At 47.0% G+C, this 15,864-nt stretch carries 11 protein-coding genes; 4 read left to right on the top strand and 7 right to left on the bottom strand.

Annotation, left to right across the window (positions count from 1 at the left end):
* Window positions 1-47 precede the first annotated feature (47 nt).
* The 4 genes from PAHA3_RS22050 to uxaC form a co-directional block, all read right to left on the bottom strand.
* Window positions 48-1,925: an ABC transporter ATP-binding protein gene (locus PAHA3_RS22050; RefSeq protein ID WP_062836813.1), complete on the bottom strand. Its 1,878-nt coding sequence runs from the start codon at window positions 1,923-1,925 to the stop codon at window positions 48-50.
* A complete protein-coding gene (locus PAHA3_RS22045) occupies window positions 1,922-3,649 on the bottom strand; it encodes an ABC transporter ATP-binding protein (protein WP_062836812.1) in 1,728 nt (575 codons plus the stop codon). Before PAHA3_RS22045 ends, PAHA3_RS22050 begins: the two co-directional genes overlap by 4 nt.
* Entirely contained in the window at window positions 3,646-4,188 is a 543-nt protein-coding gene (locus PAHA3_RS22040) for a MarR family winged helix-turn-helix transcriptional regulator (protein ID WP_062836811.1), read from the bottom strand. Before PAHA3_RS22040 ends, PAHA3_RS22045 begins: the two co-directional genes overlap by 4 nt.
* A 395-nt stretch (window positions 4,189-4,583) precedes the next feature.
* Window positions 4,584-6,026 (bottom strand): glucuronate isomerase, encoded by a 1,443-nt coding sequence (gene uxaC, locus PAHA3_RS22035; RefSeq protein ID WP_062836810.1) that lies wholly within the window; start codon window positions 6,024-6,026, stop codon window positions 4,584-4,586.
* Window positions 6,027-6,229: 203 nt separating this feature from the next.
* Here uxaC and PAHA3_RS22030 point away from each other — a divergent pair, with 203 nt between their 5' ends.
* Together PAHA3_RS22030 and PAHA3_RS22025 are read left to right on the top strand one after the other, a co-directional pair.
* Window positions 6,230-6,976: an MBL fold metallo-hydrolase gene (locus tag PAHA3_RS22030; protein WP_062836809.1), complete on the top strand. Its 747-nt coding sequence runs from the start codon at window positions 6,230-6,232 to the stop codon at window positions 6,974-6,976.
* Window positions 6,977-7,036: 60 nt separating this feature from the next.
* On the top strand, window positions 7,037-7,315 hold the full coding sequence (locus tag PAHA3_RS22025; protein WP_062836808.1) for a hypothetical protein: 279 nt from the start codon (window positions 7,037-7,039) through the stop codon (window positions 7,313-7,315).
* Window positions 7,316-7,759: 444 nt separating this feature from the next.
* On the opposite strand, the gene PAHA3_RS22020 is transcribed toward PAHA3_RS22025, so the two are convergent.
* A complete protein-coding gene (locus tag PAHA3_RS22020) occupies window positions 7,760-9,241 on the bottom strand; it encodes an alpha-amylase (RefSeq protein ID WP_062836807.1) in 1,482 nt (493 codons plus the stop codon).
* Between the two features lie 175 nt (window positions 9,242-9,416).
* A complete protein-coding gene (locus PAHA3_RS22015; protein WP_062836806.1) occupies window positions 9,417-11,729 on the bottom strand; it encodes an ATP-dependent DNA helicase in 2,313 nt (770 codons plus the stop codon).
* A gap of 365 nt (window positions 11,730-12,094) precedes the next feature.
* Here PAHA3_RS22015 and PAHA3_RS31165 point away from each other — a divergent pair, with 365 nt between their 5' ends.
* Both PAHA3_RS31165 and PAHA3_RS22005 read left to right on the top strand, forming a co-directional pair.
* The gene (locus PAHA3_RS31165; protein WP_062836805.1) at window positions 12,095-12,592 is read left to right on the top strand and encodes an antibiotic biosynthesis monooxygenase family protein; all 498 of its coding nucleotides are present in this window, start codon (window positions 12,095-12,097) and stop codon (window positions 12,590-12,592) included.
* A gap of 169 nt (window positions 12,593-12,761) precedes the next feature.
* Window positions 12,762-14,744, top strand: a complete 1,983-nt coding sequence (locus PAHA3_RS22005; protein WP_235599530.1) for an LTA synthase family protein — start codon at window positions 12,762-12,764, stop codon at window positions 14,742-14,744.
* Window positions 14,745-14,928: 184 nt separating this feature from the next.
* Here the strand turns inward: PAHA3_RS22005 and PAHA3_RS22000 are convergent, their stop codons facing one another.
* Window positions 14,929-15,831: a LysR family transcriptional regulator gene (locus tag PAHA3_RS22000; protein WP_371327948.1), complete on the bottom strand. Its 903-nt coding sequence runs from the start codon at window positions 15,829-15,831 to the stop codon at window positions 14,929-14,931.
* Window positions 15,832-15,864: the final 33 nt, after the last annotated feature.

Here is a 15,864-nt window from a genome sequence, read left to right as displayed (position 1 = left end):
CCCTATTAGGGTGCTCCCGGCTATTCTTTTTAATTACATCTGTAATCTTAGATCGCCTGTGGTTGTTGCTCCGCAAACTGACTATTATACAGATCCGCATAGAAGCCCTGACTTGCCATTAATTCCTCATGATTGCCCTGTTCAATCACGTTACCATGATCCATAACCAGGATCAGATCGGCGCCGCGAATAGTGGACAAACGGTGTGCAATGACAAAGCTTGTGCGATCCTTCATCAGATCATTCATCGCTTTCTGGATAAATACTTCGGTCCGTGTATCCACGCTACTCGTCGCTTCATCCAGAATGAGGATAGCTGGGTTCGCCAGAATCGCTCGTGCAATCGTCAGCAACTGTTTCTGCCCTTGAGAGATGTTCGATGCCTCTTCATTCAGCACTGTGTCATAACCATCAGGCAGTGTACGGATAAAGTGATCCGCATGTGCCGCAACGGCTGCCTTGATTACATCCTCTTCCGTAGAACCTTCTCGACCATAGGCGATGTTGTCCCGAATCGTTCCGTTAAACAACCAGGTATCCTGAAGCACCATGCCAAACAGACTACGCAGCTTGCCACGTTCCATGTCCTCGATATTGGCACCATCAATCGTAATCCGACCATCCTGAATTTCGTAGAAACGCATTAACAGGTTGATCAGGGTAGTTTTACCAGCTCCCGTTGGTCCAACAATGGCTACCGTCTGTCCCGGTTTTACATCAATATTCATGTTATGAATGAGCAGTTCGTTTTCTTTATATCCAAAATTAACACCTTGGAACGTAACCGCACCTTTAGGCTGTTGTAATTGCACGGGTTGTTTGGACTCTGGAACTTCTTCCTCTTCATCCAGCAACTCGAATACACGTTCCGCCGAAGCAATCGTTGATTGAATGATATTGGAGATATTCGCAATCTGGTTAATCGGTTGTGTGAATTGACGGGAGTACTGTGTGAAGGCCAGAATATCCCCGATAGAGATCAATCCGCGTGTAACGAAAATCCCACCAACTACACAGATCAGCACATAACCCAGGTTACCAACAAAACTCATGAGCGGCATAATGATACCGGAGATAAACTGGGCTTTCCAGCCGGATTCATACAGTTCTTCATTGACCTTCTCGAATTGCTGTACGGATTGTTCTTCACGTCCAAATGCTTTGACAACCTTGTGTCCCGTATACATCTCTTCGACATGACCATTCAGTTCCCCAAGGGATTTCTGTTGACCGGCAAAGTGTTTTTGCGAACGGGAAGCGACCAGCATGACAACAACTACACTGAGTGGCAGCGTCAAAATCGTGATCAGTGTCATCCATGGACTAATCGTCAACATCATGATAATTACGCCGACAATCGTGACGATGGACGTAATGAACTGTGCCAAACTTTGCTGAAGTGTATTACTGATATTGTCCACGTCATTCGTGGCACGGCTAAGTGTCTCCCCAGTTGTGCGGGAGTCAAAATATTTCAAAGGAAGACGTCCAACCTTGGCACTGATCTGCTCACGCATGTCATACACAACACGCTGGGCCACACCGGCCATCAGGTATTGCTGAACATACATAAATGCAGCACTGAACAGATAGAGTCCGCCAAGCAGGTATAATACTTTCATCAATGCAGGAAAATCAATCCCGGCTCCCTGTACACCCTGGAGGATGGCAATGGCGCCTTTACTGAGAATATCCGTTCCTTCTGCCATAACTTTTGGACTGATGATGCTGAATACGGTACTCAAGATGGCTGCAACCAGCACACCTAACAGACGAGAACTATGGGGCTGGAGATAACGAATCAAGCGCCGCAATGTACCTTTGAAATCTTTCGCTTTCTCAGCGGGAGGTCGCATGCCCATTCCGGGACCAGGACCCGGCCCACCAGGTGGACGAGGCGACTTGCGTTCTGTACGTTCACTCATGCGATCTCCTCCTCTGTCAGCTGGGAGGATACAATCTCGCGATACACTTCATTGTGCTCCAGCAGCTCTTTATGTGTTCCTGAACCGACAATTCGGCCCTCATCCATCACTAGAATGCGATCGGCATCCATTACTGTACTTACGCGCTGGGCTACAATCAGCACAGCCGCTTCTGTCGTTTCGGACTTCAGCGCAGCACGAAGTTTAGCATCCGTTTTGAAATCGAGAGCAGAGAAACTGTCATCAAAGATATAGACTTCCGGACGGCGAACAAGTGCGCGAGCGATGGACAGACGTTGCTTTTGTCCACCAGAGACGTTGTTACCGCCTTGTGCGATAAGGCTGTCATATCCATCTTTCATCTCGGTAATGAAATTCTCTGCCTGAGCCGTACGGGCTGCATGAACAACTTCATCCATTGTGGCATCGTCTTTCCCGTGACGGATATTTTCCGTAATCGTACCTGTGAAGAGGACTGCCTTCTGCGGTACAAAGCCAATTTTGGCACGAAGATCTTCCTGCCGAAGCTCACGCACATCCGTACCATTTACCCGAACACTGCCTTCAGTCACATCGTAGAATCGTGGAATAAGACTGAGCAATGTCGATTTCCCAGAACCCGTACCGCCAATGATGGCTGTTGTCTCACCTGAGCGAGCTGTAAAGGAGATATCGGACAAAGCTGGATTCTCTGCGCCCGGATAACGGAAAGTTACATTGTCAAACTCAATCATACCCTGCATGGATTGCATACCACGAGGTTGCTCGGGGTTGCTAAGATCCGGCTGCATATCAAGCACTTCGTTGATCCGTTCTGCCGATGCTGAAGCTCTTGGAATCATGACAAAGATCATCGAAACCATAATAAGTGAGAACATGATTTGCATTGCATACTGGATGAAGGCAATCAATGCACCGATGTTCATATTGCCGCTGTCGATCCGAAGTCCACCAAAATAAAGGATGGCAATCATCGAAAAGTTCATAACCAGCATCATCACAGGCATAATGGTCGCCATGAGCACATTAACTTTGATCGATGAATCTCTCAGTTCTGTATTGGCCCCGTTAAAGCGCACTTTCTCATGCTCCCCACGGTTAAAGGAACGAACAACCCGAATCCCTGTTAACTGCTCACGCAGCACCAGGTTGAGTCGGTCCAGCTTTTTCTGAATGGTTTTGAACAAAGGTAAACCCTTGGCACCAATCAGCGCAATGGCTCCGCCCAGTACCGGAAGCACGACCAGGAAAATCGTAGATAATTTGGCGTCCTGAGATACCGCCATGAAGATACCCCCGATACACATCAATGGAGCCATAATCATCATGCGTAGCATCATCGTAAGTACGTTCTGTACCTGCGTAATGTCATTCGTTGTACGCGTAATCAGTGAAGCAGTACCCATCTTATCGAACTCCTGGAGCGAAAAGTTCTCCACATGACGGAATACTCTGCTACGCAGTTGTTTGGCAAACCCACCCGCTGTGCGGGATGAGAGGTAACTGGCAATTACCGAACATGCTGTTCCGCCAATCGCAATGACCAGCATCCACCCACCAATCTGCCAGATATACGGGATATCTCCCTTAATAATGCCGTCATTCACGATATCCGCCATTAGTGTAGGCAGGTACAATTCAGCAAGCGACTGAAACAGTACCAAAACCAGAATGAAGATAATCGGAATTCGGTATGGCTTCAGCATGCGAAACAGTTTCATCATGGCGTATCATCTCCTTGTGTCGAATCATCTTTTTCCAGGGAAGGCAGTGTATCGAAAAAGGTATACACCTTGGTTAACAACTCGGCCAATTGAAGGCTATCGTCCTCACCCAGATGCGCAACCAACTTGTTAAATATTTGCATGCGCTCTTCGTGAGCAGCCCGAATAATAGCACGGCCTGCTTCCGTAATCGTAATGCGCACTGCACGTCGATCCTCCGGGTCCATGGTCCGTTCGACCAACCCTTCGTCCTCAAGGCCTCGAATCACCGGTGTAATGGTTGGTGATTTCACTCGTAGCAAAGCACTGATTTCCGAGACTTTCATCCCGGGATGATTGGATTGGATCGTGTCATTGAAATCAGGTGGGTTATCCTGCCAATTCAACCGCTCTCCCGGATGCATCCCGTGGAGCAAACAACCGAGCACCATAATTTCATTGTGATTGCGCCCATGAGGTTTATGTTGCCTCCATTTGCCTTTATTAAACTGCATGATGGAGTATAAAAGCTTCTGAGCGACCGGATCAATACCAGTCATAATGGGTTCCTCCTTCTTTCTTTATCATTCCATAGACATCCAACATCATAGGACATCTATTAAATAGCATCACGATTAAATAGATGTACAATTAATTAGGTGTACTAAGTATATTCCCGAAAGAAGCCAAAGTCAAACATCTAAAAATAACCAATATAACCCCATAACAAGAGCTTACATGCGCTTGTTATGGGGTTTGTCATTTTGCCGTCATTGGAGCTTTCTATACTTATTATGTGCAATTCCATGAATTCAACTTACAAAAAGCTCCCATTCTATACTCCGGTGGATAAAGACCCGGATATATAATAGGAGCTTTTTATTACGATGGAAAAGAAGAAACATGATAGCTCTGTTTTTGCATAACTTACATGCTTAGGTGTGCTTGTTAAGTATCAAGATTGTGAAGCAGAGACCGTTTTAAGCACTGAGGCAAACGGGAAATATTCTTTCGCATTGTTGTAAGCGATGCCCTGTACGATCTGGCCGAGCAGCTCCATATCCTGCGGTGCCTCGCCCTGTTCAGCCCATTCACCAATGAGATTGCAGACCAGCCGACGGAAATATTCATGCCGTGTGTAGGACAGGAAGCTGCGTGAATCGGTCAGCATGCCAACAAATCGGCTGAGCAGACCCACATTCGCCAGTGCTTTCATCTGAGCGAGCATGCCGTCCTTTGTATCATTGAACCACCAGGCCGCACCAAGCTGGACTTTGCCAGGAATGCCCCCGCCTTGGAAGCTGCCAATAATGGCAGCGAGCACTTCATTATCCCTTGGATTCAAGGAATACAGAATCGTTTTGGGCAACGCCTGCTGCTGTTCCAACGCGTCGAGCAATCCAATCATCGCTGACGATAGCGGTGTATCATTTACGGAATCGTAACCGGTATCCGGCCCAAGCTTGGCAAACATGCGCGTGTTGTTGTTGCGGGCTGCATTGATGTGGAACTGCATCACCCAGCCTCGCTCTGCATACAGTTTGCCGAGGAACGTCAGCGTTACCGTCTTGTACTTGTCCTCTTCTTCACGAGTTACTTTCTGACCTGCAAGTGCCTTTGCAAAAATCGCAGCCGCTTCTTCTCGCGTAGCCACACCGTAAGGAACATAATCGAGTGCATGGTCAGAGACTCTGCCGCCTACGGAATGGAAGAATTCCACTCGGGACTCCAGTGCGGTAAGGAAGGAATCATAATCGGAAATCGCGGTACCGGATGCCTGTGACAACTTGCCCACCCATTCGGTGAAGGTATCGCGGTTCAACTCCAGCCCTTTATCCGGACGGAAGGATGGCAATACGGCTGTATTAAAGCCTTCGATCTCCTGAATCTTCAGATGATACTCCAGTGAATCGGTAGGATCATCGGTTGTGCATACAACCGTGACATTGGATTTGGTAATCAGATCACGTGCACCGAATCCGTCACTATTGAGTTTGGCATTTACTTTTTCCCAGATGGCTGGTGCGCTTGTCTCATTAAGAACTTCGTAGACGCCGAAGTAACGCTGTAATTCCAGATGAGACCACGCATACAGCGGATTACCAATCATCATGGGTACCGTTTTGGCGTATGCCAGGAAACGATCGTAATCGGTCACTCCTTCGCCACCTGTCACATATTGCTCTTCAATTCCGTTCGCGCGCATGAGCCGCCATTTGTAGTGATCACCGTATAACCAGGCCTCTGTAAGATTGCCAAAGGTTTTGTTCTCGTAGATCTCCTGAGGACTGAGGTGGCAATGATAGTCAATAATCGGCATGTCTTTGGCATAATCCTCATATAACTTGACCGCCGTTTCATTGTGCAGCAAAAATTGTTCATCCAGAAAAGATTTCATTCGCCTCGCACGCTCCCTTTAGGTGAGTTTACGTTCATATGGGTTCACTTCCCATCTTTACGCTACACTGTTTACCACCAAAGTTCAATATAAAATGATAGCGTTATCAAAAAAGGTTGATTTAGGCATATTTTCGCGAACAAGGTATACTGGATTTAACGCAAGGATGCTGATCTGAAGATCACACAAGGAGATGAGATGAATTGAAAATTACTTTTCTCGGCACAGGAGATATGTTCAGCGTGGAACAGCATCACAATAGTATGCTGGCTGAATTCGGAGGCACGCATCTGGTCATTGATTTTCCAGAATCGAACGCCAAAGCGCTTAAGGAATATGGATTCGCCATGACCGATATCCACAATGTGTTCATTACGCATCTACATGAAGATCATATTAATGGTGTACAGATGCTCGGATACTACTCACAGATTGTCGGCGATCGCAAACCCCGTCTGTTCATCCACGAACAATTGGTAGATCCGCTCTGGAACATTCTATCCCCCGGCATGCGCTACACAACGGATGGTGAACGTACCATGAGCGATTACTACGATGTCGTTCCTCTGCCAGATGGAGGCACATTTGAACTGGGCGGCGTGACGTTTGAGACGTTTCGGACACAGCATGTTCCCGGTATGGTCAGCAATGGATTGCTCGCCAAGCCTTACTTCTATTACAGTGCAGACAGTACACTCGACCAGGAACGGGTGGAGCAGATCGCCGCTGATGTGCAGCTGATTTTCCATGAATGCCATATGCATGATCTGGTGATCAAATCCCATACCTCATTGAAGGATCTGGAGCAGTTACCCGCGGAAGTGAGACAGAAAACCGTACTGATGCATTATCATGATGAGTACGCGGATGCGGACAGACGGAAACAGTTCAACCGCGAGCATGATCTGCGGATGGTTGGTACGCTGGAATCATTTGAACTGGGTAGGTAAACGGAGAGAGGGTATCGGATATTATTGTATTCGATCTATATTCTAATGGAGGTCATTGCTATGGAATATCGAATTGAACAAGGTTACTTTCTGATATATTCTCCTGCAAGAAGCACCAGTAGTGGAGACATCATGGTGGTTAAATTACTGGAAAGACCCTTTAAGGATAGAGTTGAATTCCTCATTAACAGCAAAAACTATAGGTGTACTACACACCATGAATACTTAAACTTCGAGCCAACTTCTCATGATAAACCTGAGAAGCCTGGAGCATTTTCAATGGAACGAAGTGAGTTCAATCGAATGTGGGATACGATGAATGATTACTTCGAAAGATAATAATCTTATCCTGCTTTTAAATCTAAGCTGATTTCTTTCTCATTTCATATTTTTACATGTAGCAGTGATTCGTTTACATGTGGTGAGCCTTAACCCACGTTAAGCTAACGAATCTGAGAAACCTTATTTTGGTTAAATTCAAGGTTTCAATATTCTAACGAATCTCAGACGCGCTAATCTGCTGATGTTGCTCCATTTGGCGCTATTCCAATCGTTTTTGGGAGTAATAAGGTTACTGAGATTCGTTAGAATTCTAATAACGCTAATTCAGTGCAAATAAGGCGCCCTCGGTTCGTTAGGATGGAGTTTTAGTTGTACATAGGAAAATGCAAAAAACCACCTGAACACAGGCCTGCTAGCTCTCCTGTTCAGGTGGTTCAACAATCTATATACTTTTTTCATATCAATCGGTATATCTTTTCTTATACCGCTAGCACTATGCCATTACTCAGCGTCAGCGCAGTCCTCTTCCTGCTCCGGAAGAGCCCATACCGAGACGCCTCCACCACATACGTGGAAGGTGGCCCATCCGTCTTCCTCAATGGTAATCTGGTCCTCACAGCTGTGCGTCAGATCTACCCAGACTTCACCAGCACGGTGCTCACCGATGAACATTCTCTTCTCACCGTCATCCCCGTTGGAGATAACCACCGCACAACCAGAGCCTTCGATTTCCTCGACGCCGCGACGTACCCAGCCAATCGTATTCGCGTGATCGAAGTAATCTTCCTGCTCTCCATAGGCCTTGTTGCAACGGGCAGACAGCAGAATGTCCAGAATCTCTTTTTTGCCATCCACAGGTTCAGGTCCACCAATGCCATAATAATCGCCGTAAAATACAACCGGATAGCCATCGCGACGTAATAGCGTCAACGCATAGGCGCTGGGTTTAAACCAGTCTCCAACCCATGATTCTAATGCTTCATGGGGTTGTGAGTCATGGTTATCTACAAAGGTTACCGCATGGGTAGGATGGGTCTGAACCAAGGTGTCATCAAAAATTTTGGAGAGATCAAAGTCTCTGCCGGCAAGCGAAGCCTCATGCAACTTGTAGTGAAGAGACACATCGAACAGATCGATCTGATAGTCTACCGTATCAAGGAACTCACGACATGCATCCAGGTTCGAGTTCCAGAACTCACCTACGATGTAGAAATCCTGACCGCGTTTACGGATCATCTCTGCTGCGAATTCTTTAATGAATTCATGGTTGATATGCTTGATCGCATCCAGCCGGAAACCACCGCATTGGAGTGTGTCGATCAGCCATTTCCCCCACTCGACCATCTCGTGCCGGACATCCGGGTGGTTATAATCTATATTAGCGAACATCAGATAATCGTAGTTACCAAACTCATCATCGACATTCTGATTCCAGTTCTTGTTCTCACCTGCGATACGGAATACACCGCTCCGTTCTCCCTTGGCATCAAAGTCCGTACCATTGAAATGTTCGGAGTTCCACTTAAAGGAGGAGTATTGATCCCCACGCCCTGGGAATGTAAATTTGGTCCAACCCTCAATTTCGAACGGCTCGGAGATTTCCTTCGTTCGATCATTGGGATCAACCTCAATCACTTTAAACACTTCCGTCTCATCTGCTCCAGCCTTGTGATTCATGACCAGATCCACATAGACCGCGATTCCGTTCTTCTGACACTCGGCAATGGCTTCCACCAGCTCTTGCTTGGTGCCATATTTGGTGCGCACAGTACCCTTTTGATCAAATTCGCCCAGATCGTACAGATCATATACACCATAACCTGTATCTTCTGCGGACACTGCCTTGGTTACGGGAGGTACCCATATCGAGTCAATACCTTTGGCTTTCAGTTCCGGGGCCATTTCAGCCAGTCGCTTCCAATGATCTCCGTCTGCAGCCAGGTGCCATTCAAAAAACTGCATCATGGTATGATTTCTCTTCATTATAACCGACCTCCTTGATTGCTTTCGAAGCGGACCGCGGAACGGATAGGGTATTCGCCGTTGTTCGTTCGTTGCTAACCAAGTTATAACCCTTTCACCCTACCCTTCAATCATGTAAACGAAAGAAAATCGAAAAATAAATGCTACATGGATCATTTCATCCGTAGTTCATTCATTAAATTCGCTTATAATCATGCCACTCCTCGGGCAGTAGCGAACGATACGGTTCCTGTGTAAAACGATCATCGACCAGCACCAGTACACCCTTGTCTTCTTCCGTCCGAATCAGCCGTCCACCTGCCTGCAGCACCTTATTCATACCCGGGAAAATATAGGCATAATTGAATCCGTTGCGTCCTGTCCGATCATAATAATCACGTAATACGTTGTTCTCCAGACCAATCTGCGGCAGCCCCGCACCTACTACAACCACGCCATTCAAGCGGTCTCCCGGCAGATCGACACCCTCTGAGAATACGCCACCCATGACGGCAAATACCAAGCGTGTTCGTTCAGGATTGGGTTGGAAACCATCCAGAAACTGCTCCCGTTCCAGCTCGTTCATGCCTTGCTTTTGTATGACCGTATCCGCTTCACTTGGAAGCTGTGCATAGGTTTCATATATCTCGCGCATATAAGGATAGGAAGGGAAGAACACCATTAGATTGCTGCGCGGCCATTCACTTACCAGCTGTTGCAGCATCTCCGCAATGGGGCGCCGGGACTGTTCCCTGTCCTTATAACGCACGGATAAGGGCAGGAGTCTCACATCCAATTGTTCGCGCTGAAATGGCGATGGAATCTGCAATGTATAATCCTCTTCCTCTGCACCCAGCATATCCCGATAATAGCGAAGGGGTGACAATGTGGCCGAGAAATGAATGAGGGAGCGGAATCCTTTGGCCGTCTGACGAAGCAGTACCGAAGGGTCGAGGCAAAATAACTTCACTCTCACTTCACTTCGAACACACTCTGCATACGTAATAAAACGTTCATCATACAGCTTGGCAATGCGCAGGAAATTCTGTGCCGTGAAGTAGGCATCCAACAGCAACTGATCCGTCTCGGCATTCCCCGAACCACCTTCAACAAGACATTGCTCCGCGACCATGACAAAAGGTTCCAGCCATTCAATCAGTTCCTCCGGTGCTTCCTGCTGGATGATCTTTCCTTCCTCCCCACCATTTTTGCGAAGGGTAATCAGATACTTATCAATGGCCCCTGTGTAGTCAACAATGGCTTTGGCAGCAGGCACATTGCTGCCAAGCGTCTGGAACTCTCTTTTCACATCCAGAAACACTGCCTTCTCCAGCTCAGCGGAAAACATCGTTCGGCCACGATCGACCAGATTATGTGCCTCGTCCACCAGTAACACCGTCTTGCGTTTCTGCTCCTCCAACATTCTTTTCAAAGAGATCCTCGGATCGAAAATATAGTTATAATCGCAAATGACCGCATCGGCTGCATACGCCGCATCCAGTGAAAACTCAAACGGACACACCCGATGTTTGCGCGCATACTGCTCGATGACCGGACGTGTCATTAATGTCTCATGTTCCAGCATATCCAGCACAGCTCCGTTAATACGGTCATAATATCCTTCACACATGCCGCACTGCCCCGTATCACAAGCTTCTTCTTCCTTAAAACAGATCTTATCCTTCGCGGTCAGACTGATCACATGCATCTTCAATCCTTCCGATTGCATCCGGGCAAAAGCTTCTTCTGCCGCCACCCGTGTCGTCGTCCTCGCGGTCAGATAGAACAATCGGTTGGCTTCGCCTTCACCAATCGCTTTGACCGTGGGGAACAGCACGGACATCGTTTTACCAATGCCTGTTGGTGCTTTGGCCATCAATCCCTGACCCTCACGAATCGTCTTGTATACGGCACCTGCCAGCTTCCGCTGTCCCTCCCGGTATTTGCGAAAAGGAAACGGTAGTTCTTTCACACTGATATCACGCTTTTCTTCATACGCAGCGATCATCTCTGCATATGGCGCATAACCGGCAATCACTTCTGCCGCAAACTGCTCCAATTCCTGTCGCTCTGCCATTCGGCGGAATCGTCTTTCTTCATGGGTCACCGAATGCACATACGTCAACTGCACTTGCATACGTGGTTCATCTTGCTGAACGGCGTACATGTAGGCATACATCATGGCCTGCGCCCAGTGTACGGGAAGCCCCTCTCCCAGATCATCCAGATTGCCCGCAGTTGATTTGATCTCATCTACCGTTAACTGACCCTCCAACCGGATCAAGCCGTCACATCGCCCCTCCACCACATAGGTCAGATCCCCATGTTGGATCTCAGCTTCGAGCACAATCTCTTTCAGATCCTCTTCGGTGTACTCCTTCTGTACGCGTTGATGGATTCGAGTCCCCTCCTGCATCGAGGCATTGGTCCGGAACCCTGGACGTATGCTGCCACTGCGGTACACATACTCCACCAAAGGTCTTACCGATATCCGAATTGTTGTTGTCATACGATCACCCGTTCTGTTTGTAGTGACTATACTTTATCATGAAAAGACGTAATCAAACCAGTTGATGCACCGATTGGACTCACTGATTCCCATATGCTATGTTGAGGTATATAAGTTGAACTAGTTAATGTTACACTTACCACTCCGATGACAGAACAACCTTCCGATCGCTGTTATCCCCAGATTTTTTTGATCCCCTCTTCATGGGGAAAATCCGGTGATAGCGTATGCTTCCGATGTAGCTTTCTTTCAGAAAGCTTTCAGGCGCACACTTCGCTTCTTCAGGTTATTTCTGTCCTCTGCGTTCTCGTGTAAACGTATAGTTTAACTTACATGGATTGTATTTAAATGAGGAGGCAGCTTCTATGTATATCTATTTGGTTCCTTCACCGATTCCGGATGCACTTGCTGCATACCCGCATCTAACTTTGCGAAGCGAAGAACAGGTGCGCCTGGCTATTGAATCCGCAGAACGTCTGATGAATATTGAGTCTGATGATAAAGTAGCCGCATATGAAGCTTTCGATGCCGCAGGCTCCTGGACTGGCGGTGGTTACGCTGTTCTCAACAATATCCCTGTCACAGTGGATGGTCGTAACGACTTCGAAGAACGGTTCAAGAACCGCGCCCGCAAGGTAGAAGACGAGCCTGGCTTTGTTGGTATTCGTGTGCTTCGTCCACTCAAGGACGACACGTATGTTGTACTTACACTCTGGCAGTCCGAGGAACATTTCAAAGGCTGGCAGGAATCCCAAGCATATAGTCACGCTCACCGTAACCGCAGTACAAGCGAAGGCCTGACCGCACAGAAGCCATCCATGTTCCCCAGACCTTCTTACGTCACAACGTACACCATAGAATAACGAATCGGGTACGAATTGGCTTCCCTTGTAGAAACCGCACCCGCCACACCTCTTCCAGCATGGGAGAGGTGTTTTGTTGTCGATTCATGGCGGCTTTCATTTTTTGACACGGACATGCTCAGATAGGATAATACTTGTTAAATGAAACTTCGGAAGGGAAGGCGGTACCTTGGCACGCAGTTCACTCACCCGGTTTCTAAGCGGACCGTTTATATTCTTCACCATTATCATGATAGTCAAAAGCTCACTGGCCTGGATTGTTATCTTCGATGACATTCCTGTTTGGAAGCCATTACTGACCGAATTGCCGCTCATCTGGATCGGCTTCTGTCTGATTGAGTGGTTTGCTGCCAAACGGCGGATGTGGATATACCTTGCCGTGAATCTGCTGCTTTCGGGTATTTTCTTTGCAGCCATCATGTACTACAAATACTACGGCGTAATCGTTAACTATCACGCGCTGGCACAGGTCAATCAAGTGACCTCGGTCAAGAGCAGCATGTTCTCTTTGCTTGACCCCTATTATTTGTTTATTTTTGCAGACGTTCTGATCATTGGAGGGGTACTCGTTCGTCGTCGGATTAAGCTCGGGAGTACAGAACGCCCGAACCGCATCCCACTCGAACGACGTGCCAGAAGACGGGTTGCCTCGGTCATTCTGATCTTGTCCATGATCCTGTGCATGCTTAACATCTATCCCAATCGGGCCAGCATGAGTGAGCTTACACAAGCAGAACAGATGGGCATCCTCGGTTACGAGGCTTATACCATCCTGGATCGACCTGATAAACCTGTGCCCATCACTCACATTGATCAGACTGACATCGACCAGCTAAAGCAAACGACTGAACTTCCTGCGATTGTGGAGCAGGGTGCCGCGAGCGGACGCAATGTGATTATGCTCCAGTTGGAATCGTTCCAGAACTTTCTGATTGGATTAGAGGTAGATGGACAGGAGATTACGCCTAATCTGAATCAATTGGCTAGACAGAGCCTGTATTTTCCGAACTTCTATCAGCAAGTGGGACAGGGGAATACATCGGATGCAGAATTTGTTGTGAACACATCGTTCTACACCCCGCCGAACGGGGCAGCAACAACTGTATATGCGGATAAAGCTCTGCCAAGTCTACCCAAGCTGATGTCAGCAAACGGGTATCAAACAGCCACATTCCATACGAATGATGTTCATTTCTGGAATCGGGATCAGTTATACAAGGCACTTGGGTTCGACCAGTATTATGATATCAATTATTTCGGCACACAGGACTCTATCGCCTTTTCGGCCTCGGATGAGGTTCTGTATTCCAAAACACTGGATAAGCTGGAATCCATGCAGTCTTCGGGTGATCCCTTCTATGCCCATATCATCTCCATGTCAGCCCACCACCCGTACACGCTGCCTGAAAACAAGGTGAAGCTGACGCTGACTGAGCGTTACAAGGATACGTTGCCCGGTGATTATCTAATCTCGCAGCATTATGCAGATCAGGCGGTTGGACAGTTAATTACAGGATTGAAAGAACGGGGATTATGGGAAAATAGCCTGCTCGTCTTTTACGGGGATCACCTGGGACTTCCCATCTATTCACTGGATCGGGATGACAAGGTCCTCATGAAAGAGTTATATGGCCGGGAATACACATCAGCAGATATGATTAACATTCCACTCATTATCTCGGCCCCGGGCGTTACTCCGGGTGTACAGCTGGAGCAGATCGGAGGCCAAGTAGACATACTGCCAACGATTGCGGGATTAACTGGAATATCACTGGAGGATCAATTGCACTTTGGTCAAGATTTGCTGCATGAAGGCGGAAATCTGCTACCCGAACGCTACTATCTCCCTTCCGGGTCGGTGCTTAACGATGCTTCTCTCTTCATTCCGGCGAAAGGATACGGGGATGGGACGCATTATTCTCTAGCTGATGCGGGCAGGAAGAATGCCGGGCAACAGCAGACAAGTGTTCCTTCAGAAGAGACCCCGAAAATTTCGGGAGAAAAGGGATCTCCAACAGTAATCACACCCAATAACAGTGGGCCGTCTTCTTCACGGTTTATAACGAAGGAACAATATGATCGGGCATTGGATCTTGCACACTTGTCCAACAGTTATTTGAGCCAGCTACCAGATCGAAATGACGCGAACTGATTTAATTTTTTTATATATTCTAAAAGAGCTTCATAGCGAATCACCAAGTACTGATGTTTCTTCAAAATTACACACCTATAACGCACATGATCCATCTTCTTAGGATGAACATGTGCGTTATTTGAATTACACGTAATCGGCATTCAACCCTTTTCCGTCTCAGAAGGCTACAAGAGCTGATCAATCAATATTCTTTAAAATATTTCAGTAGTTCCGAGTGGAAACTTTCAGCCGTAAAACTACGCTCTCGATTTTTATGAACAATCAGACCATGCGTAAAGCTTATTTTAGAAGTAAAAGGAAGAATTTTTAAATTACCCATCTTTAGTTCGTTTTTGATCGCTATTTTAGGGACCAAGGCAAAACCTTTTCCACAGCATACAAGTTCCTTGATCATCTCAAGACTTGAAAGCTCTAACGCATCCTTAACCACAATCCCTTTATTCTTTAGAACATCTACAGCAGTCGTATGATACAAACAAGATGTGCCGTTACTGATAAACATCTCGTCATTTAGGATCTGCGCCCCTACACTTTCCACTTTCCGAACCAAATCCTCAGATGCAACAAAAACAATAGTCTCTTCCATAATCGGATAAAAAAGAATGTCATGTCGCTCAGGGTTCTGAGGAACAATGCCAAAATCCAGGGCATAATCCAGCACACCTTTCAGAATATCTTGATGCGCCCCTTGTTCAACACGTAAATTTACGCTTGGAAAGTTTCTCGTATACTCCTGTACAAATGGAAGCATGCGTGTAAGAAAAAAGGACTCCTGTAGTCTAATATTTATTGTTCCGCACGGCTGATCCATATCATTCATACTTTCTTTAAGGGATTCACTTAATTGGACATACTGATAAGCATATTTGGAAAATACTTTTCCAGCTTCCGTAGGTTCCACCCCTCGTGGAAATCGATGAAACAACTTCTGTCCGCAGATCTTCTCCAACTGTTGAATGTGAGTTGTTACTGTGGACTGGACATAACCTAAGCGCTCCCCAGCTCGGCTGAAACTCTTCTCTTCAAGCAAAGCAATAAATGCCTGAAAAAAACGACCCTCTAAGGAATTGATCACATCTTTCACCCTTTTGTATTTTGATTTGAAATAGCTAGCATT

Source organism: Paenibacillus amylolyticus (genome assembly GCF_001570725.1).
In the GTDB taxonomy this organism is placed as follows: Bacteria; Bacillota; Bacilli; order Paenibacillales; family Paenibacillaceae; genus Paenibacillus; species Paenibacillus amylolyticus_A.
Note: the sequence above shows the minus strand (reverse complement) of the source record. Positions and strands in the feature narration are given on the sequence as shown.